Genomic DNA, 21,296 nt, shown 5'->3' with positions numbered 1-21,296 from the left:
TCGCGTCTCGGGGAGCTTTAAAAGGAGAAGGCCAATGGCCAAGAAACTCGTCGGTACGATGAAGTTGCAAGTTAAAGCGGGTCAAGCAAACCCGTCCCCGCCCGTAGGCCCCGCACTGGGTCAGCGCGGCATCAACATCATGGAATTCTGTAAAGCGTTCAACGCCAAGACAGCGGACATGGAGCCAGGCGCACCTTGCCCCACCGTGATCAGCTATTATCAGGACAAGTCCTTTACAATGGACATCAAGACGCCACCTGCGTCCTACTACCTGAAAAAAGCGGCCAAAGTGAACTCGGGCGCAAAAACGCCTTCGCGTGAGACTGTTGGCACAATCACCGGCAAGCAGCTGCGCGAGATCGCAGAAGCGAAAATGGTCGATCTGTCCGCGAACGATGTCGAACAGGCAATGAAAATCATTCTGGGCTCCGCAAAGTCCATGGGCATCGAGGTTAAGTAAGATGGCTAAACTTGGAAAACGCATCCGCGCCGCACGTGAAGCATTCGTCGGCAAAGAGGACCTGACAGTTGAAGAAGCTGTGGCCCTGATCAAAGGCAACTCGAACACCAAGTTCGATGAGACCGTTGAAATCGCCATGAACCTCGGCATTGATCCACGTCACGCAGACCAGATGGTTCGCGGCGTTGTGGGCCTGCCAAACGGCACAGGCAAAGACGTTCGCGTTGCAGTATTTGCACGCGGCCCCAAAGCCGAAGAAGCCCAAGCAGCAGGTGCCGATATTGTTGGCGCCGAAGACCTGATGGAAATCGTGCAAGGCGGCAAGATCGACTTTGACCGTTGCATCGCGACACCTGACATGATGCCCGTTGTGGGCCGTTTGGGTAAAGTACTGGGTCCGCGTAACCTGATGCCAAACCCCAAAGTTGGTACAGTGACAATGGACGTGGCCGCAGCCGTGAAAGCGGCCAAAGGCGGCGAAGTGCAGTTCAAGGCTGAAAAGGGCGGTGTCGTCCATGCAGGCGTTGGCAAAGCATCCTTTGACGAAGCCAAGCTGGTCGAAAACATCCGCGCCTTCGTCGGTGCCGTTGCAAAAGCCAAACCAGCAGGCGCCAAAGGCTCCTACATGCAGAAAATCGCACTCAGCTCCACAATGGGTCCGGGCGTGACTGTTTCCGTAGACAACGCTGCATCCGAGTAATTTCGGTATCATGGAATTGAGGAAGGGCGCTCCGGTCGGAGCGCCCTTTTTCGTTTTATTTCAGTAGTCTAATGCTATTCAATCGTTGAAACGCATAGATTTATATGGCGATTTTTAAAACCATGCGAAATCTGACCCTCTGAGGGGGGGCGAAATTAGTCCTGCGGAGGTGTCAGTGTCAAAAGATGAAGGTCAAAATTATCTAGACGGGGCGGCCGGAAACCCATTTGCACGTGGGGCAGGCCAGATTGGATACCAAAATTTTCAAGCCGCCCAAAAGTGGCGACAAAGTACTCCATCCGTAAGATCAGCCAGCAGTCGCGGTGTCTCCGGTGGGTACGGCAGCAGTGTTTTCGATGAACTTGTCGGCTTTTCAGATTGGATTTTTGAACCGGTCGAAGAGTATTTTCAGACTCATTTGCCGCGTTGGATGGAAGTTGCTTTTCGGCTAATGTCGGCTTGCTTCTGCGCCTATTATGGGGCTTGGGCTTTTATTTCAGAACGCTACTCGGTGGTGGAACTTTTCTCATTTCCCCTAAGTAGTGAAGCGGGAGCTTTTTGGATACTCGCCGGACTAATTTGGGTTGTGGTATATGCAATCGCTCTTTGGGTGTTGGAACTCTGCTATTATTTGTTCAGAGTTGGATTAGGGGTCGTGCTATTATTGATCGTTTTGGCTGCTATAGTTGCTGCGGTTTATGGAGTTGCGTATTCGATCGATTTCTTTACCTAGGTGCTCCATCATGACGACGAAAGCTCAATAGTCGTTCAGTTTCGCCCTTGGCATTCCGGCGCATTGGCACTAGTTGGTTCCTTGCAATCAAGCGCACGATTCGTCGGGCGCTTTTTGTACTTCGTCCGAGATGGCGGGTGGGCTGGGAATTCAGTCCATAATTCCTGCCTGAGATGGGGAATGACTATGACTTTTCGTGAGCATGCTCTCGGACGGTCTTGGGAAGGACCCGTAAGGACCCGATGCTGGGCAATCGCCCAGTTGATACGAGCCTCGGAGGGTCAAACCCCTCCGAATAATTTGGAGAGAAACTGTGGATAGAGCACAAAAAGAACAGCTCGTCGATGAACTCGGCGAAATCTTTGAAAGCTCTGGCGTTGTAGTGGTAAGCCACTACGTCGGTCTGACAGTTGCTGAAATGCAGGACCTTCGTGCGCGCGCTCGCGCGGCAGGCGGGTCTGTGCGTGTTGCCAAAAACAGGCTCGCCAAGATCGCCCTTGAGGGCAAGCCATGTGCAAGCATTGCTGACCTTCTGACGGGTATGACCGTTCTGACCTTCTCTGAGGATCCCGTGGCTGCTGCCAAGGTTGCTCAGGAATTCGCCAAAGAGAATGACAAGCTTGTTATTCTCGGTGGTGCAATGGGTGAGAACGCGTTGGACGCCGCCGGTGTAGAAGCCGTGTCCAAAATGCCTTCGCGCGAGGAGCTTATCTCCACGATCGCGGGCATGCTGGGCGCACCTGCTTCCAACATCGCCGGGGCCATTGGCGCACCTGCAAGCAACATCGCATCCATCTTGTCAACAATCGAAGACAAGGCTGCGTAAGCAACATTCGTCATATCGGCGTAGCGGGGCATCCTGCGCGCTAGAAAACACACATTGTAAACGGAAAGAGCTAAAACATGGCTGATCTGAAAAAACTGGCAGAAGACATCGTTGGTCTGACACTGCTTGAAGCACAAGAACTGAAAACAATCCTCAAAGACGAGTACGGCATCGAGCCTGCAGCCGGTGGCGCAGTCATGATGGCGGGCCCAGCAGACGCCGGTGGCGCCGCTGAGGAGAAATCCGAATTCGACGTCGTTCTGAAGAACGCCGGCGCATCCAAAATCAACGTGATCAAAGAAGTTCGCGGCATCACGGGCCTCGGCCTGAAAGAAGCCAAAGACCTCGTTGAGGCCGGTGGCAAAATCAAAGAAGGCGTCGACAAAGCCGAAGCCGAAGACGTCAAAGCCAAGCTGGAAGCAGCTGGCGCGGAAGTCGAGCTGGCGTAAGCTGGTTGGAGGCGGGGCAACCCACCTCCTAGAAATAAGAGCGGCGGTCCTGAGAGGGGCCGCCGTTTTCATGTTTAGTGTCTGCTTTGCGGACAGAGTTGCCGTTCAGTTTTATGCTGCTTCCTGCTATTGAATGCCAAACAAGTTTGCAGTGAAAGACAGGTTATCAGAATGTCACGCGTAAATTCGGTGCGGTCAGGGCAATGTGCTTGTGGAGCAGTAACCTTTTCTGTTCGTGCGCCAAATACCTATGGCGCATGCCATTGCCGAATGTGTCGCCGTTGGTGTGGAGGCGTTTGGATGGGCGTTGTCTGTGACGAAATTATAGAAATAGGAGGTGACATTACCCATTGGAAATCTTCCAAAATTGGATCGCGCGGGTCTTGCAAACGGTGCGGATCGTCAATTTGGCATAAACCGCGTCACTCCAAAAAATACACTTTTGGTCAAGGTCTCTTTAACGATCAGGAAGATTGGACATTGACCCGAGAAATATTCTGCGAAGGCAAACCAATCCACTACGCATTTACGCAGGACCGACAGGTTCCATTAACTGGATTGGGAACTTTGGTAGCCCTACTTTCAGGAAGGCTTCCAAAGTAGGGCTGGGCTCAAAGGCGACGTTCGCACCTCACCTAGACTGTATGTGGCACTCCGCTAAATCCTTCTCCCCCTTGCCTTCCCCTCCGCTCCATCCTATGTGAAGCGTTCACACGGGCTTCGATGATTCGAGACCCGTTTTTTCTGTCGCACCATCAGGAGACCTAGAAACCCCCTTTGACACGATAACGTCACACGGAAGGGGGCGGGAAGAGATGTTGCGATAAACCTGTCTTAACAGGCGCTTTTCGAACCGAAGCGTCTTTTTGGAGAGGTCCACAGGTCGGAAGGGGTGCGGTGGGACGCGCTCCAGCATAGACCGGACTTAGCCGCTCTTATGGCTGTGCATCACGTCCCCGGTGATGGCGCAGTCGGCAAGAGACACGAAAGGTGACACGACATATGGCACAATCCTTCCTTGGCCAGAAGCGTCTACGTAAATATTATGGCAAAATCCGCGAAGTGCTGGAAATGCCGAACCTCATCGAGGTTCAAAAATCTTCTTACGATCTGTTCCTGAATTCCGGCGATGCCGAAACCCCCACCGATGGTGATGGTATTCAGGGCGTGTTCCAGTCGGTTTTCCCGATCAAGGACTTTAACGAGACTTCGATCCTCGAGTACGTCAAGTACGAGCTGGAAAAGCCGAAGTATGACGTTGAGGAATGCCAGCAGCGCGATATGACCTATTCAGCGCCGCTCAAGGTAACGCTCCGTCTGATCGTGTTTGATGTTGATGAGGATACGGGCGCGAAGTCTGTGAAAGACATCAAAGAGCAAGACGTGTTCATGGGCGATATGCCCCTAATGACACCGAATGGTACGTTCATCGTGAATGGTACCGAGCGTGTTATCGTGTCCCAGATGCACCGCTCACCCGGTGTGTTCTTTGACCATGACAAGGGCAAAACGCACTCTTCGGGCAAGTTGCTGTTTGCCTGCCGTATCATCCCCTATCGCGGCTCATGGCTCGACTTTGAATTCGACGCGAAGGACATTGTATTCGCGCGTATTGACCGTCGTCGCAAGCTGCCTGTCACCACGCTGCTGTATTCCCTTGGCCTAGACCAAGAAGCGATTATGGACGCCTATTACAACACCGTTACCTACAAGCTGGACGCGGGCAAAGGCTGGATTGCTCCGTTCTTCCCTGAGCGTGTGCGCGGTACCCGTCCAACCTATGACATCGTGGATGCGGACAGCGGCGAAATCCTGTTCGAAGCGGGCAAGAAAGTGACGCCACGCGCGGTCAAAAAACTGATCGACGAAGGCAATGTGACATCGCTGCTGGTTCCATATGACCACATCGCGGGCAAGTTTGTCTCCAAGGACATCATCAACGAAGAAACCGGTGCGATCTACGTCGAAGCCGGTGACGAGATGACGCTGGAGTATGACAAGGACGGCACACTTATCGGTGGGACCGCCAAAGAGCTGATTGACGCAGGTATCACCGAGATCCCACTCTTGGATATCGATAACGTCAATGTTGGCCCTTACATGCGTAACACGATGGCGGCAGACAAAAACATGAACCGCGACACCGCGCTCATGGATATCTACCGCGTCATGCGCCCGGGCGAACCACCCACAGTCGAGGCTGCGTCGAACCTGTTCGACACGCTCTTCTTTGATGGCGAACGCTATGACTTGTCCGCCGTTGGCCGCGTGAAGATGAACATGCGTCTCGCGCTCGACAAAGAAGACACCCAGCGCACGCTGGACCGTGATGATATCGTTCAGTGTATCAAGGCACTGGTGGATCTGCGTGACGGCCGTGGCGACATCGACGATATTGACCACCTCGGCAACCGTCGTGTGCGTTCCGTTGGTGAGCTGATGGAAAACCAGTACCGTGTTGGCCTGCTCCGCATGGAGCGCGCGATCAAAGAGCGGATGTCCTCCGTCGAGATCGACACTGTTATGCCACAAGACCTGATCAACGCGAAGCCAGCGGCTGCCGCGGTGCGTGAATTCTTCGGTTCCTCGCAGCTGTCGCAGTTCATGGACCAAACCAACCCGCTGTCCGAGGTTACGCACAAGCGTCGCCTCTCCGCGCTTGGGCCAGGTGGTCTGACACGCGAACGTGCCGGTTTCGAAGTACGTGACGTTCACCCGACCCACTATGGCCGGATGTGTCCGATTGAAACGCCTGAAGGTCCGAACATTGGTCTGATCAACTCGCTGGCGACCTTTGCCCGTGTGAATAAGTACGGCTTCATTGAAACACCCTACCGCAAGGTGACAGACGGTGTTGTATCGGACGAAGTACAGTACATGTCCGCGACCGAAGAGATGCGTCACACGGTGGCTCAGGCCAACGCGAACCTCGACGAGAACATGAAGTTCGTGAACGATCTGGTCTCCACACGGAAATCGGGTGACTACACATTGTCGCCTTCCATGAACGTGGACCTTATTGACGTATCACCCAAGCAGTTGGTCTCCGTGGCCGCCTCCTTGATCCCGTTCCTTGAGAATGACGATGCGAACAGGGCCTTGATGGGCTCGAACATGCAACGTCAGGCGGTTCCACTTTTGCAGGCCGAGGCACCACTCGTTGGTACCGGTATCGAAGAAGTTGTGGCACGCGATTCTGGTGCGGCTTACATGGCGAAACGCGCAGGCGTGATTGACCAAGTGGACGCAACGCGTATCGTTATCCGCGCAACCGAAGACCTTGAACTGGGTGACGCAGGCGTAGACATCTACCGCATGCGCAAATTCCAGCGCTCCAACCAGAACACCTGCATCAACCAGCGTCCGCTGGTGCAAGTAGGCGAGACGGTCCGCAAAGGTCAGGTCATCGCGGATGGCCCATCCACAGACATGGGTGAGTTGGCCCTTGGTAAAAACGTGGTTGTCGCGTTTATGCCTTGGAACGGCTACAACTATGAGGACTCCATCCTGATCTCCGAACGCGTTTCGCGTGATGACGTCTTCACCTCGATCCATATCGAAGAATTCGAAGTCGCCGCTCGTGATACAAAGCTTGGCCCAGAGGAAATCACACGCGATATTCCTAACGTTGGTGAAGAAGCGCTGCGCAACCTCGACGAGGCTGGCATCGTGTACATCGGCGCGGACGTAGAGCCGGGTGACATTCTGGTTGGTAAGATCACACCAAAAGGCGAAAGCCCGATGACGCCGGAAGAGAAACTCCTCCGCGCCATCTTTGGTGAAAAAGCCTCGGACGTGCGCGACACCTCGCTGCGCGTAAAGCCGGGTGATTTTGGCACGGTCGTCGAAGTACGTGTGTTCAACCGACACGGTGTGGAAAAAGACGAACGTGCGCTCCAGATCGAGCGTGAGGAAGTCGAACGCCTTGCACGTGACCGTGACGATGAGATGGCGATCCTTGATCGCAACATCTTTGCCCGTCTGCGTCAGATGATCCTTGGCAAAACAGCCGTCAAAGGCCCGAAAGGTGTCCGGCCTAACAGCCAGATCACCGAGGAAGTGCTGGACGAAGTTCTGACACGTGGTCAGTGGTGGCAGCTTGCCCTTGAGGACGAAGATGATGCGAAAATCGTCGAAGCCCTGAACGAGCAGTACGAGATCCAGAAACGGACCTTGGATGCGCGTTTCGAGGACAAAGTCGAGAAAGTACGCCGTGGGGATGATCTGCCCCCCGGTGTGATGAAGATGGTCAAAGTATTCGTCGCGGTGAAGCGCAAGCTTCAGCCCGGTGATAAAATGGCCGGTCGTCACGGGAACAAGGGCGTTATCTCCAAAGTCGTTCCAATGGAGGATATGCCGTTCCTCGCTGATGGTACTCCGGTTGATTTCTGTCTGAACCCGCTGGGCGTACCATCGCGCATGAACGTCGGTCAGATCCTCGAGACACACATGGGCTGGGCCGCACGCGGTCTGGGCATCAATGTCGACGAAGCGCTGCAAGAATATAAGCGTTCCGGCGATATGACCCCCGTGCGTGAAGCGATGAAGCTGGCCTACGGCGATGATGTCTATGACGAAGGCATCGCAGGCATGGACGAGGAAGAGCTTTTGGATGCGGCGGGTAACGTTACCCGCGGTGTACCGATCGCAACGCCTGTCTTTGATGGCGCGAAGGAAGCGGATGTGAATGACAGCCTTGCACGTGCAGGCTTTGACACATCCGGTCAGTCGGTCCTGTTTGATGGTCGCACAGGCGAGCAGTTCAGCCGCAAGGTTACTGTTGGCGTGAAATACCTGCTCAAACTGCACCACCTCGTGGACGACAAAATCCACGCGCGCTCTACCGGTCCATACTCGCTGGTCACCCAGCAGCCATTGGGCGGTAAAGCGCAATTCGGTGGTCAGCGCTTTGGTGAGATGGAGGTCTGGGCACTGGAAGCCTACGGCGCTGCATACACCTTGCAGGAAATGCTGACCGTGAAATCGGATGACGTGGCTGGCCGTACGAAGGTCTATGAAAGCATCGTCAAAGGCGAGGACAACTTCGAGGCAGGCATTCCTGAATCGTTCAATGTTCTGGTCAAAGAGGTCCGCGGACTGGGTCTCAATATGGAACTCCTGGATGCGGAGGACGAAGAGTAAGCGAGCACCAACGGTGCGCAACAAGTGCACACCCTACGTAGGGTGCGCATTCACTGCGCACCATTCGCCAAACTCTCCCCCGCTTTCTTGAACAAATCTAAGGACATCCAATGAACCAAGAACTTACAAACAACCCGTTTAATCCGGTTGCCCCCACCAAGACCTTTGACGAAATCAAGGTATCTCTGGCCTCGCCAGAGCGTATCCTGTCGTGGTCATTCGGTGAGATCAAAAAACCCGAAACCATCAACTACCGTACGTTCAAGCCTGAGCGTGATGGCCTGTTCTGTGCGCGTATCTTTGGCCCAATCAAAGACTACGAATGCCTGTGCGGCAAATACAAGCGCATGAAATATCGCGGCGTTGTCTGCGAAAAATGCGGTGTGGAAGTTACGCTGCAAAAAGTACGCCGTGAGCGGATGGGCCACATCGAGCTGGCGTCACCCGTTGCCCACATCTGGTTCCTGAAATCCCTGCCAAGCCGGATCGGCCTCATGCTCGACATGACGCTGCGCGATCTTGAGCGGGTTCTGTATTTCGAGAACTACGTCGTGATCGAGCCGGGTCTGACGGACCTCACCTACGGTCAGATGATGACCGAAGAAGAGTTCATGGACGCCCAAGACGCCTATGGCATGGACGCTTTCACCGCCAACATCGGCGCCGAAGCGATCCGCGAAATGCTGGCCGCGATTGACCTCGAAGCAGAAGCCGACCAGCTGCGCGAAGAGCTCAAAGAAGCCACAGGCGAATTGAAGCCGAAGAAGATCATCAAGCGCCTCAAGGTGGTTGAATCCTTCCTCGAATCCGGCAACCGCCCCGAGTGGATGGTTCTGACAGTGATCCCTGTGATCCCGCCAGAGCTGCGCCCGTTGGTGCCGCTGGATGGTGGCCGCTTTGCGACCTCCGACCTCAATGATCTGTACCGCCGCGTGATCAACCGTAACAACCGCCTCAAGCGTCTGATTGAGCTGCGTGCGCCCGACATCATCGTGCGCAACGAAAAGCGGATGTTGCAGGAATCAGTGGATGCGCTGTTTGACAACGGCCGTCGTGGCCGCGTGATCACAGGCGCCAACAAGCGTCCGTTGAAATCGCTCTCCGACATGCTGAAGGGTAAGCAGGGTCGCTTCCGTCAAAACCTTTTGGGCAAGCGCGTCGACTTCTCCGGGCGTTCCGTGATTGTGACCGGTCCCGAGCTGAAGCTGCACCAGTGCGGTCTGCCGAAAAAGATGGCCTTGGAACTGTTCAAGCCGTTCATCTATTCGCGTCTTGAAGCCAAAGGTCTGTCTTCGACAGTCAAGCAAGCCAAAAAGCTGGTCGAGAAAGAGCGTCCCGAAGTCTGGGATATCCTGGATGAAGTCATCCGCGAACACCCCGTCATGCTGAACCGTGCGCCTACCTTGCACCGTCTTGGCATTCAGGCCTTCGAACCCGTCCTGATCGAAGGTAAAGCCATCCAGCTGCACCCGCTGGTCTGTTCTGCCTTTAACGCCGACTTTGACGGTGACCAGATGGCTGTGCACGTCCCGCTGAGCCTTGAAGCACAGCTTGAAGCGCGCGTTTTGATGATGTCCACCAACAACGTTCTGTCGCCTGCAAACGGCGCGCCGATCATTGTTCCATCACAGGATATGATCCTCGGCCTGTACTACGTGACCCTTGCCCGTGACGGCATGGTTGGCGAAGGTAAGGTCTTTGGCAATGTGGATGAGGTGCAGCATGCTTTGGACGCAGGTGAAGTACACCTGCACGCCAACATCAAAGCGCGGATCAAGCAGATCGATGCCGAAGGCAACGAAATCGACGTGCGCTTTGACACGACCCCCGGTCGCGTTTTGCTGGGCGCGTTGCTGCCGCTTAATGCGAAAGCACCGTTCGATCTGGTGAACCGTTTGCTGCGCAAGAAAGAAGTGCAGCAGGTGATCGACACCGTCTACCGCTATTGCGGCCAGAAAGAATCCGTTATCTTCTGCGATCAGATCATGACAATGGGTTTCCGTCAGGCCTTCAAGGCAGGTATTTCGTTCGGTAAAGACGACATGCTGATCCCCGCAACCAAATGGCCGCTGGTAGAAGAAACCCGCGAGCAGGTGAAGGACTTTGAACAGCAGTACATGGACGGCCTGATCACTCAGGGCGAAAAGTACAACAAAGTTGTCGACGCATGGTCAAAGTGTAACGACAAAGTCACCGACGCGATGATGGGCTCCATCTCCGACACCACATACGCCGAGAATGGTTCCGAGAACGAGCCGAACTCAGTCTACATGATGGCGCACTCCGGTGCGCGTGGCTCGGTCACCCAGATGAAGCAGTTGGGCGGCATGCGCGGCCTGATGGCCAAGCCGAACGGCGACATCATCGAGACACCGATCATCTCGAACTTTAAGGAAGGTCTGACCGTTCTCGAGTACTTCAACTCCACCCACGGTGCCCGTAAGGGTCTGTCGGATACGGCTTTGAAAACTGCGAACTCAGGCTATCTGACGCGTCGTCTGGTGGACGTAGCACAGGACTGTATCGTGCGTATGCATGATTGCGGAACCGATGTTGCAATCACCGCGACTGCGGCCGTCAACGATGGCGAAGTTGTCTCCTCGCTGGCCGAGCGTTTGCTGGGCCGTGTCGTCGCCGAGGACATCATGCGCCCCGGCACAGACGAAGTGCTGATCGCTGCTGGTACCATCGTGGACGAGCGTTTGTCAGATATCCTTGACGAAGCGGCTGTCGCCTCTGCGCGCATCCGTTCGCCACTGACATGTGAAGCCGAAGAAGGCGTTTGCGCCATGTGTTATGGTCGTGACCTTGCACGCGGTACTCTTGTGAACCAAGGCGAGGCCGTTGGCATCATCGCGGCCCAGTCTATCGGCGAGCCGGGTACACAGCTGACAATGCGTACTTTCCACATTGGTGGTGTTGCGCAAGGTGGCCAGCAGTCCTTCCAAGAGGCGGGTCAGGCAGGTAAAATCCAGTTCGAGAATGCAAACACGCTGCAAAACTCGTCGGATGAAACCATGGTTATGGGCCGCAACATGAAGATGCTCATCATCGACGAAAACGGTGACGAGCGGGCGAGCCACAAAGTGGGCTACGGCACAAAGCTGTTTGTCAAAGAGGGTCAGGAAGTGGCGCGCGGCGACAAACTGTATGAGTGGGACCCCTACACGCTCCCTATCATTGCCGAAGCGGCAGCCACGGCCAAGCACGTCGATCTGATCTCGGGTATCTCCGTGAAAGACGAGACGGACGATGCAACAGGCATGACCCAGAAGATCGTGATCGACTGGCGTTCCGCTGCCAAGGGTAACGAGCTTAAGCCAGAGATCATTCTGGTAGGTGAAGATGGCGAACCTGTGCGCAATAGCGCGGGCAACCCGATCACCTATCCGATGTCTGTCGATGCTGTTATGTCCATCGAAGATGGCTCCGAAGTTCAGGCGGGTGACGTGCTGGCACGTATTCCGCGTGAGGGTGCCAAGACCAAGGACATCACCGGTGGTCTGCCCCGTGTGGCCGAACTCTTTGAGGCACGTCGCCCCAAAGATCACGCCATCATCGCGGAAATCGACGGCTATGTGCGCTACGGCAAGGACTACAAGAACAAGCGCCGCATCGCGATCGAGAGCTCGGAAGATCCGGATCACAAAGTCGAATACATGGTGCCAAAAGGCAAACACATCCCCGTAGCCGAAGGCGACTTCGTGCAGAAGGGCGATTACATCATGGACGGCAACCCTGCGCCGCATGACATTCTCGCCATTATGGGTGTGGAAGCGCTGGCGGATTACATGATCGACGAAGTTCAGGACGTCTACCGTCTGCAAGGTGTGAAGATTAACGACAAACACATCGAAGTCATCGTGCGCCAGATGCTGCAAAAGTGGGAGATCCAGGAATCTGGTGACACCACGCTTCTCAAAGGCGAGCATGTGGACAAGCAGGAATTCGACACCGCCAACGAAAAGGCACTGTCGAAGGGTGGCCGTCCTGCCAAGGGCGAGCCAATCTTGTTGGGCATCACCAAGGCGTCGCTTCAGACCCGCAGCTTCATCTCGGCGGCGTCCTTCCAGGAGACCACACGTGTTCTCACCGAAGCATCGGTACAGGGTAAGCGCGACAAGCTCGTGGGCCTCAAAGAGAACGTCATCGTGGGCCGCTTGATCCCTGCGGGCACAGGTGGGGCAACCCAGCAGATGCGCCGTGTGGCAAGCGACCGTGACAATGTCGTTGTTGAGGCACGCCGCATCGAGGCCGAAGAGGCAGCCCGCTTGGCCGCCCCCGAAGCACCGGCAGAGGACATCGTCGGTGGCGATGTGTTCACCTCCGCACCCAGCTTTGATGAGGAAAGCCGCGATTAATCAGCCGCGTCTGATCTGAAAGTCATAAAACGCCCCCGCAGCCTGTTGGTCGCGGGGGCGTTTTGCATTTGACCCGTCTATTTTACCTGCAATTGCTTGAAAAAATGTGGTGCGCGCAGGGGCCAGCCGCATTGCCCGTGCCTGCATCATAGGACAGGGTGGCGGTATCAAACTGGGAAAACTCAATGTCTCCGAATACCACTGGCGCGCTTCTCATGATGGCTTCTATGGGGGCCTTTGTGATGAACGACACGTTCCTCAAGCTAACAGACGGCGCGGTACCCCTGTTCCAACTGATCTTTGTCCGCGGGCTGTTGGCGACTGTGCTGGTGTATGTCCTTGCCCGTAGTCTGGGGGCGTTGCGCAGCACCATCAGCCGCCGCGACAAAGGATTGATAGCGCTACGCGGTCTGGCCGAGATCATCACCTCCTATTTCTTTCTCAATGCGCTGTTCAACATGCCATTGGGCAATCTGAACGCGATCATGCAGGTGGTGCCGCTGACGGTCACGCTCGGCTCTGCAGTCTTCTACCGCGAGGCCGTTGGCTGGCGCAGAATGTTGGCTATTCTGGTGGGGCTGTTCGGCGTCTTGCTGATTATCCGGCCGGGGGCAGAGGGGTTTAACATCTGGTCGCTCTATGCGCTGGGAGCCGTGTTATGTGTGACGGTGCGCGATCTGATCACGCGGCAATTGTCGCGCGAGGTGCCGGGTATGGCGGTTACGCTGGGCACAACGGTTTCAGTCATGGTAGCTGCAGGGCTGGCATCACTTACAGAAGACTGGGCCCCGATCACCACATCTGCAGCAGCCTGCATTACGGGGTCGGCAAGTTTCATCCTGATAGGATATTTCTGTAGTATTCAGGCGATGCGGACGGGTGATGTGTCGTTCAATGCACCCTTCCGCTATACGGGCCTGATCGGTGCCATGATTATCGGATTTCTTGTATTCGACGAAATCCCGAAGGCGCTGACCCTGCTGGGGGCTGCCATCGTCATCGCCACGGGCCTATTCACCTTTTACCGCGAGCGGAAACTGTCACGCGCGTGAGAAGACTGCCTGTACGTGTTCGTCATCAATCCCGAAGGTCCGCTTGATATGTGCAGCCTGCTCTGCATCCATCGGCTGGTAGTCAAAGACGTTTTTCTTGCCTGTCAGGCGACTGTCATTAAAGTCGTTGTGGCCGCGCATCATCATATCTTTGGCAGGGAAGGTCATTGTTGGCACTGTTTTCCATAGGTTTTGGTGCCCGTGGCTCATGATCGTATCATTGCTGCCTGCCTGCACGATCATCCCTAGCGCGATGGCGGAATAAGGATAGCTATAGGGCCACAGCTTTACGCCGTCGGCCCCCGCCGTGAACACATAGCCTTGGTTGAAGTCTACTGCGACAGATGAATGCCGCGCGGTAATTGCTGCAAGATCATGCGCTGTCTGTTTGAATTGCTCGACAAAAGTCAACGCCATTGCATCATCGTCGTCCAACCTGAACTGAAGGCAGGGCGCATCCAGCGACCCCCGCCAATGATTGATCGCACGCTTCATAATCATGCGGTGCGGTCGCGGCGGGTATTGCACGATCTGGCATTGCGGAATGGGCGCAGTCAGGGCCTTGAGCCGCGCGAGATGGCTGTCGGGGAAATGCTTTCCCGTCACAATCAAGAAGGTGAAATCAGGATCGGTCTGGGCCGCAATGCAGGGCAGGGTGATCGCCTCGAACAAGCGAAACCGCTCCTCCAGCCGCGCGGGATCATACAGTTTAGCCGCAACGGCGGCGCGGTCACCTGTGTTTGACTTAAACCCACCATCCCCCAGATAGGAAAAGCGACAAATGCCGACTGTGCGCAATGTCATACGTCCTTGAACACCTGTACTACATGGTCGATGTCGATGCCGAACCGCGTGCGAAACTCCTCGGCACGCTCAAAATCGAGCGGTATGACCTTAACGGGCTTCACCGGTTTTTGACGGCTGTCGTTTGACGCATTATGCCCGCGCACGAACATCTTGGGCTCGTCAAAGCTGACAGCGGGCATGAAGCGATTGATCTTGTTGTGGGCGAAATTCATGATGGTCAGATAACAATCCCCGCGCACCCACATACCAAGGGCTGCCACATCAAAGGGGCGAAAAATATCAATCGCGGCAATACCGTTGCGGCCGTATTCCGCGATATAGCCCTTGTTCCAGTCGAACGCGACGGCCTTGTGCTGGGCGGTCAGCCCCGCGCAATCATCAGCCGCCTTGCGCAACCGTTCCACAAAATCGAGAGCCACCGCATCGTCATCATCAAACCGGAACTGCAGGCAGGGCTTGCTGAAGTCCCGCCGCGCTGCATTCAGGATCTGCTTCATTACTTCGCGCTGTGGGCGGGGGGGCTCTGCGTGAATGCGTGCCTGCGGGATATCGGCAATCAGCGCATGCAACCGGGTCAGATGATGCGGAGGCAGCTGGTCGCCCACAACGATGATCAGTTCAAAATCAGGGTCAGTCTGTGCGCGCAGAGAGGGCAAGGCGACAGCTTCAAACAACCTGAAACGTTCGTCCAGTCGCGTGTCGTCATATAGATATGCAATGCGTTCCTCGATTGTGTCATGGTCCACCTGAAACCCGCCGATGGCAGGGTATGAGAACCGGCAAAGGCCAATCACCTGAAGTGTCACTGCGATCCTCGCATGTTTTTCGCAACTATGCGGGAGGGCGTGATGATTTGGCAAGGGGGCGGCGCTGTTGACACCCTTGGCGACTCTGCGTATAGGCAGCGTATCTCGCATCGGGGGGTCGCCCTTGTTGCTTATATCATACCGCATGTGGTCAAGATCCAGGCCGTCTTTATAGGCCCGATCCTCTGTTAGCATAGCCGCCTCGCTTACCTCGGTACGGAAGCGTAGCGGCCATATTGCTTTGGACCATCTGCCCCAGACACGCTGCCTGACGAACGCAGCATACGATTCACCGCAGGGGCCATGCGTGCCTGCACCTCAGACAGCAACACGGGGATAAAACCGGAATGCCAACGATTCAGCAGCTGATCCGCAAACCGCGCCAGCCAAAACGCAAATACTCCAAATCCATGCACCTGCAGGAATGCCCGCAAAAGCGCGGCGTCTGCACACGCGTTTATACAACCACTCCGAAAAAGCCTAACTCTGCGATGCGCAAAGTGGCCAAGGTTCGCCTGACGAACGGTTTCGAAGTCATCTCCTACATTCCGGGTGAAAGCCACAACCTTCAGGAGCACTCCGTGGTTCTGATCCGCGGCGGTCGTGTAAAAGACCTTCCCGGTGTGCGCTACCACATCCTGCGTGGTGTTCTCGATACGCAAGGCGTCAAAGATCGTAAGCAGCGCCGCTCCAAATATGGTGCCAAGCGTCCGAAGTAATTGTTCCCCGGTGCGCAGTGAATGCGCACCCTACATTTCCATCCGTAGGGTGCGCATTTATTGCGCACCACCCGCCAAGAGGAAGACACATCCATGTCACGCCGCCACGCCGCTGAAAAACGCGAAGTACTGCCAGACGCCAAATACGGTGATCTGGTTCTGACGAAATTCATGAACAACCTGATGATCGATGGCAAAAAAGCTGTTGCCGAGCGGATTGTTTACAACGCATTCGACCGCGTTGAAGCCAAAATCAAGCGCGCGCCTGTGGAAGTGTTCCACGAAGCGCTTGAGAACATCCAGCCAAGCGTCGAAGTGCGCTCACGCCGCGTTGGTGGTGCCACCTATCAGGTGCCCGTCGAAGTGCGCCCTGAGCGCCGCGTTGCATTGGCCATTCGTTGGTTGATCAAAGCGGCCCGCGCCCGCAACGAAAACACCATGGAAGAGCGCCTCGCAGGCGAGTTGATGGACGCTGTCCAGTCCCGTGGTACAGCCGTGAAAAAGCGTGAAGATACGCACAAGATGGCCGATGCGAACAAAGCATTCAGCCACTACCGCTGGTAAGATTTTAAGATCGGGGCCGCGATACGCGTGGCCCCAACTTTCCAAAAGGGTTTTCCCTTTTTCAAAGCACACTCCTGAGGAAGCTTTCAAATGGCACGCGACTATCCCCTCGAACTGTACCGCAACTTTGGTATCATCGCGCACATCGATGCGGGTAAAACCACATGTTCCGAACGCATTCTGTACTACACTGGCAAAGAGCATAACATTGGCGAAGTGCATGATGGCGCTGCGACCATGGACTGGATGGAGCAGGAGCAGGAACGGGGTATTACAATTACTTCCGCTGCGACGACAACATTCTGGGAGCGCACAGAAAACGGCCTTGAGGCCGACTCTGCCAAGCACCGTATGAACATCATCGACACTCCAGGCCACGTTGACTTCACAATCGAAGTCGAGCGTTCATTGGCCGTTCTCGATGGTGCGGTAACCGTTCTCGACGCCAACGCCGGTGTTGAGCCGCAGACAGAAACAGTATGGCGTCAGGCCGACCGTTACAAAGTCCCGCGCATCGTGTTCGTTAACAAAATGGATAAGATCGGCGCCGACTTCTACAACTGCGTCGACATGATCGCCAGCCGTACAGGCGCTGTGCCTGCTCCTATTCAAATTCCAATCGGTTCCGAGACCGAGCTGGAAGGCATGGTTGACCTTGTCACCATGGAAGAATGGGTTTGGGAAGGTGAAGATCTGGGCGCGACCTGGGTCAAAAAGCCAATTCGCGACAGCCTGAAAGAGACAGCTGACAAGTGGCGCGCACATCTGATCGAAAATGCGGTCGAGATGGACGATGACGCAATGGAAAACTATTTGATGGACGGCGCCGAGCCTGACGTCGATACACTTCGCAAGCTGATCCGTAAGGGTACACTTGCGATCAAATTCATCCCCGTGCTTTGCGGCTCGGCGTTCAAGAACAAAGGCGTTCAGCCTCTGCTCAACGCTGTGATCGACTATCTTCCGTCCCCGATGGACGTTGTGGATTACATGGGCTTCAAACCCGGTGACGAAGACGAAGTACGTGACATTCCGCGCCGTGCGGATGATGCCATGGCGTTCTCCGGCCTTGCTTTCAAAATCATGAACGACCCCTTCGTGGGCTCGCTTACGTTCACACGCATCTACTCCGGTACGCTCAACAAGGGCGACACGCTCTTGAACTCGACCAAGGGCAAGAAAGAGCGCGTTGGCCGTATGATGATGATGCACGCCATCGACCGTGAAGAAATCACCGAAGCATTTGCGGGTGACATCATTGCGCTTGCAGGTCTGAAAGACACCACAACAGGTGACACGCTTTGCGCCGTCAACGATCCTGTGGTTCTGGAAACGATGACCTTCCCGACACCGGTAATCGAGATCGCGGTAGAGCCTAAGACCAAGGCCGACCAAGAAAAGATGTCCACCGGTCTGGCCCGTCTGGCTGCCGAGGATCCATCCTTCACCGTTGAGACCGATATTGAATCCGGTCAGACGATCATGAAGGGTATGGGCGAACTTCACCTCGATATCCTTGTGGACCGTCTCAAGCGTGAATTCAAAGTCGAAGCAAACATCGGCGCGCCTCAGGTTGCTTACCGCGAGACCATCTCGCGCGAAGCAGAGATCACCTACACTCACAAGAAACAGTCCGGTGGTTCCGGTCAGTTTGCCGAAGTGAAGATGATCCTGATGCCAACCGAGCCAGGCGAAGGTTACTCCTTCGAGAGCCGCATCGTTGGTGGTGCTGTTCCGAAAGAATACATCCCTGGCGTTGAAAAGGGTATCAACTCGGTCATGGACTCCGGTCCGTTGGCGGGCTTCCCCGTCATCGACTTCAAAGTTGCTTTGATCGACGGTAAGTTCCACGATGTTGACTCCTCCGTTCTCGCGTTCGAGATCGCTGCTCGTATGGGCATGCGTGAAGGCATGCGCAAAGCGGGTGCCAAAATGCTCGAGCCGATTATGAAAGTCGAAGTGATTACACCTGAAGAATATACAGGTGGTATCATCGGCGATCTGACATCGCGTCGTGGTCAGGTACAGGGTCAGGACACCCGCGGTAACGCGATTGCCATTGACGCATTCGTACCGCTTGCCAACATGTTCGGATACATCAACACGTTGCGTTCCATGTCTTCGGGTCGTGCAAACTTCTCCATGCAGTTCGACCACTACGAGGGCGTGCCGCAGAACATCTCTGACGAGATTCAGGCAAAGTTTGCCTAATGCTAAGTCGCCGTAATTTTCTTGCCACAGGGGCCGTGTTTACACTGGCTGCCTGTGGTGAGCCGGGGCAACTGCTCGACGCATCTCTTGCGTCGGGTATCCGGATTACAGAAGTGACCGCGACCACGTCAGTAACGCGTGCAGAAACAGCGTTGCCGAAGGAACAGATTGTTGAAGCAGCCCGCGCCAAAGTCGCGGCTGCTTTGCAGTCAGGGAACCAAAGCGGTTCACGTGCGGTCAGGGCAGAAGTCGAGGTGGTGCAATTCTATATTGCAAATGCTGTTGCCGGCGTCCTTCTTGGAGGAAACCGGAGTTCCATCAACACAAAGATCACTCTGGTCGATGTGTCCACGGGGGAGGCGATAAGAGAGCCGTTTACCGTGTTCGGAATAACAGAAACTCGTCCAACGGTCTTGGGCGCTGCTTCGATCAAATCGCCGGCGGAAGAGTTGACGATCATTACAGACGATCTTGCCCGTCGGGCGCGCATCGCAGTGTACGGAAATTAACCGTCGGAACCATTCCGGCGAAAACTCAAAGAAGGAGCCATTACCATGGCAAAGGAAAAGTTTGAACGTAACAAACCGCACGTCAACATTGGCACGATTGGCCACGTTGACCACGGTAAGACGACGCTGACAGCTGCGATCACCAAGTATTTTGGCGATTTCAAAGCGTATGACCAGATTGACGGCGCGCCCGAAGAAAAAGCACGCGGTATCACGATCTCGACAGCGCACGTTGAGTATGAAACCGAAGCGCGCCACTACGCGCACGTTGATTGCCCGGGCCACGCGGACTACGTCAAGAACATGATCACCGGTGCAGCGCAGATGGACGGCGCGATCCTGGTTGTGAACGCAGCAGACGGCCCAATGCCCCAGACGCGTGAGCACATCCTGCTCGGCCGTCAGGTTGGCATCCCGTATATGGTTGTTTACATGAACAAAGTTGATCAGGTCGACGATGACGAGCTGCTCGAACTGGTTGAAATGGAAATCCGTGAGCTGTTGTCCTCGTATGAGTATCCTGGCGACGACATTCCTGTGATCCCCGGCTCCGCTCTGGCAGCCATGGAAGGTCGCGATGAGGCGATCGGCGAAGAATCCATCAAGAAACTGATGGCCGCTGTGGACGAATACATCCCGACGCCAGCGCGCGCCGTGGACCAGCCGTTCCTGATGCCGGTCGAGGACGTATTCTCGATTTCCGGTCGTGGTACAGTTGTGACTGGCCGTGTTGAGCGTGGCGTGATCAACGTGGGCGACAGCATCGAGATCGTGGGTATCCGCGACACGAAAACAACGACCTGCACAGGCGTTGAAATGTTCCGCAAGCTGCTGGACCGTGGTGAGGCAGGCGATAACATCGGCGCATTGCTGCGCGGTATCGACCGTGAGGGTGTTGAGCGTGGCCAGGTGCTTTGCGCGCCCAAGTCCGTGAACCCGCACACCAAGTTCGAGGCCGAGGCGTATATCCTGACCAAGGAAGAGGGTGGCCGTCACACGCCATTCTTCGCGAACTACCGTCCACAGTTCTACTTCCGCACCACGGACGTCACCGGTACTGTTCAGCTGCCCGAGGGCACGGAAATGGTTATGCCGGGTGACAACCTGAAGTTCGACGTTGAGCTGATCGCACCGATCGCGATGGAGCAGGGCCTGCGCTTCGCGATCCGCGAAGGTGGCCGCACCGTCGGCGCGGGCGTTGTGTCGAAAATCACCGAGTAACTTCGCTTCGCGCAGGTCTCTGTGCGACAGCAAAGCAAAGGCCTCTCCGAAAGGAGGGGCCTTTGTTTCGTTTGGAGGCAGCCGATCTCATCGACTGGTTCACCCGTAAATGCCATTACCATCGGGGGTGGGGGCGTAGCGTACCAGTGACGACCCGATCAGAAACTCCCTGGAATGGGCCGCTCTTATTCTCAGGCACCTTCATAAATTGTAGTTGCGCGTTCGTCTGGACTGGGCGTTGAAGATCGCGAAAATATGCAATGTCTGTGCGCGATCTTTGAAAAAGGGCCTATCTACTCACCTTAGCCGATAGGCTGGTGTAGTCATCCTATGGTTCTGGGAGCACGGCATGTTTCGGATGCGATCAGGTTTCGTACTACAGACGTTACTTACCTAACTCGGATTGACGGAGCCGCACTTGGCCGAGGGCGTGGCGAGTCTAGTCGTTATACCCGACCCTCCGTTGCGGCGGGGTGGGTGAGCGGTGTGATGTGCACAGCCTGACTGCTGCGCTGGGATACAGATAACGGCTTTAACTATAGCCAAAAAGCGCAGTGAGTCCGGCTCAAAGACTACTCTGGCTGGAGCTGGATCATTGGTGGCTCAGGTTTGCAGCCGGTGTGTGAAGCACTGTTTTACCTGTGCCGGATCAGATCACCCTAAATGACGGCACTGTTTAGGCAGGGTATATCAGCACAGGCTGACTGCTGGTCGCGATGTGCTGACCGATGGGTAC

The 21,296-nt window shown here is 55.4% G+C and carries 16 protein-coding genes; 14 read left to right on the top strand and 2 right to left on the bottom strand.

The window, feature by feature from the left end; translation table 11 throughout:
- Nucleotides 1-34: 34 nt before the first annotated feature.
- The 9 genes from rplK (at nt 35) to Q0903_RS03610 (ending at nt 13,723) form a co-directional block, all read left to right on the top strand.
- Entirely contained in the window at nt 35-460 is a 426-nt protein-coding gene (gene rplK, locus Q0903_RS03645) for a 50S ribosomal protein L11 (RefSeq protein ID WP_299025231.1), read from the top strand.
- A 1-nt stretch (nt 461) separates the two neighbouring features.
- On the top strand, nt 462-1,160 hold the full coding sequence (gene rplA, locus Q0903_RS03640) for a 50S ribosomal protein L1 (protein WP_299412928.1): 699 nt from the start codon (nt 462-464) through the stop codon (nt 1,158-1,160).
- A gap of 175 nt (nt 1,161-1,335) precedes the next feature.
- Nucleotides 1,336-1,893 carry a hypothetical protein gene (locus Q0903_RS03635; RefSeq protein WP_299412925.1) on the top strand — a complete coding sequence of 186 codons (558 nt, stop codon included), beginning with the start codon at nt 1,336-1,338 and terminating at the stop codon, nt 1,891-1,893.
- A gap of 313 nt (nt 1,894-2,206) precedes the next feature.
- Nucleotides 2,207-2,719: a 50S ribosomal protein L10 gene (gene rplJ, locus Q0903_RS03630; protein WP_299025225.1), complete on the top strand. Its 513-nt coding sequence runs from the start codon at nt 2,207-2,209 to the stop codon at nt 2,717-2,719.
- A gap of 77 nt (nt 2,720-2,796) precedes the next feature.
- Entirely contained in the window at nt 2,797-3,168 is a 372-nt protein-coding gene (rplL, locus tag Q0903_RS03625; RefSeq protein WP_064224117.1) for a 50S ribosomal protein L7/L12, read from the top strand.
- 171 nt (nt 3,169-3,339) lie between these two features.
- A complete protein-coding gene (locus Q0903_RS19735) occupies nt 3,340-3,771 on the top strand; it encodes a GFA family protein (protein WP_366141474.1) in 432 nt (143 codons plus the stop codon).
- 399 nt (nt 3,772-4,170) lie between these two features.
- Nucleotides 4,171-8,310, top strand: a complete 4,140-nt coding sequence (rpoB, locus tag Q0903_RS03620) for a DNA-directed RNA polymerase subunit beta (protein ID WP_299412919.1) — start codon at nt 4,171-4,173, stop codon at nt 8,308-8,310.
- Between the two features lie 110 nt (nt 8,311-8,420).
- Nucleotides 8,421-12,671 (top strand): DNA-directed RNA polymerase subunit beta', encoded by a 4,251-nt coding sequence (gene rpoC / locus Q0903_RS03615; RefSeq protein WP_299412916.1) that lies wholly within the window; start codon nt 8,421-8,423, stop codon nt 12,669-12,671.
- Between the two features lie 185 nt (nt 12,672-12,856).
- Nucleotides 12,857-13,723 (top strand): DMT family transporter, encoded by an 867-nt coding sequence (locus Q0903_RS03610; RefSeq protein WP_299412913.1) that lies wholly within the window; start codon nt 12,857-12,859, stop codon nt 13,721-13,723.
- Here the strand turns inward: Q0903_RS03610 and Q0903_RS03605 are convergent.
- Complete coding sequence (locus Q0903_RS03605) at nt 13,712-14,527, bottom strand: putative rhamnosyl transferase (protein ID WP_299412910.1); 816 nt, start codon at nt 14,525-14,527, stop codon at nt 13,712-13,714. The genes Q0903_RS03610 and Q0903_RS03605 overlap by 12 nt on opposite strands.
- Nucleotides 14,524-15,336, bottom strand: coding sequence for a putative rhamnosyl transferase (locus Q0903_RS03600; protein ID WP_299412908.1), 813 nt, complete (start codon nt 15,334-15,336; stop codon nt 14,524-14,526). The genes Q0903_RS03605 and Q0903_RS03600 overlap by 4 nt, the downstream gene beginning before the upstream one ends.
- Before the next feature lie 347 nt (nt 15,337-15,683).
- Here Q0903_RS03600 and rpsL point away from each other — a divergent pair, with 347 nt between their 5' ends.
- From rpsL to tuf, 5 genes are all read left to right on the top strand, one after another.
- Nucleotides 15,684-16,055 (top strand): 30S ribosomal protein S12, encoded by a 372-nt coding sequence (gene rpsL, locus Q0903_RS03595; RefSeq protein WP_025063456.1) that lies wholly within the window; start codon nt 15,684-15,686, stop codon nt 16,053-16,055.
- A 93-nt stretch (nt 16,056-16,148) separates the two neighbouring features.
- Nucleotides 16,149-16,619 (top strand): 30S ribosomal protein S7, encoded by a 471-nt coding sequence (rpsG, locus tag Q0903_RS03590; RefSeq protein ID WP_299025209.1) that lies wholly within the window; start codon nt 16,149-16,151, stop codon nt 16,617-16,619.
- Between the two features lie 90 nt (nt 16,620-16,709).
- The gene (fusA, locus tag Q0903_RS03585; protein ID WP_299412906.1) at nt 16,710-18,830 is read left to right on the top strand and encodes an elongation factor G; all 2,121 of its coding nucleotides are present in this window, start codon (nt 16,710-16,712) and stop codon (nt 18,828-18,830) included.
- A 35-nt stretch (nt 18,831-18,865) separates the two neighbouring features.
- A complete protein-coding gene (locus tag Q0903_RS03580) occupies nt 18,866-19,339 on the top strand; it encodes a hypothetical protein (protein ID WP_299025205.1) in 474 nt (157 codons plus the stop codon).
- 45 nt (nt 19,340-19,384) lie between these two features.
- The gene (gene tuf, locus Q0903_RS03575) at nt 19,385-20,560 is read left to right on the top strand and encodes an elongation factor Tu (RefSeq protein WP_299025203.1); all 1,176 of its coding nucleotides are present in this window, start codon (nt 19,385-19,387) and stop codon (nt 20,558-20,560) included.
- The last annotated feature ends 736 nt before the right edge of the window (nt 20,561-21,296 follow it).

This window comes from uncultured Sulfitobacter sp. (assembly GCF_947502895.1).
GTDB lineage: Bacteria > Pseudomonadota > Alphaproteobacteria > Rhodobacterales > Rhodobacteraceae > Sulfitobacter.
Note: the sequence above shows the minus strand (reverse complement) of the source record. Positions and strands in the feature narration are given on the sequence as shown.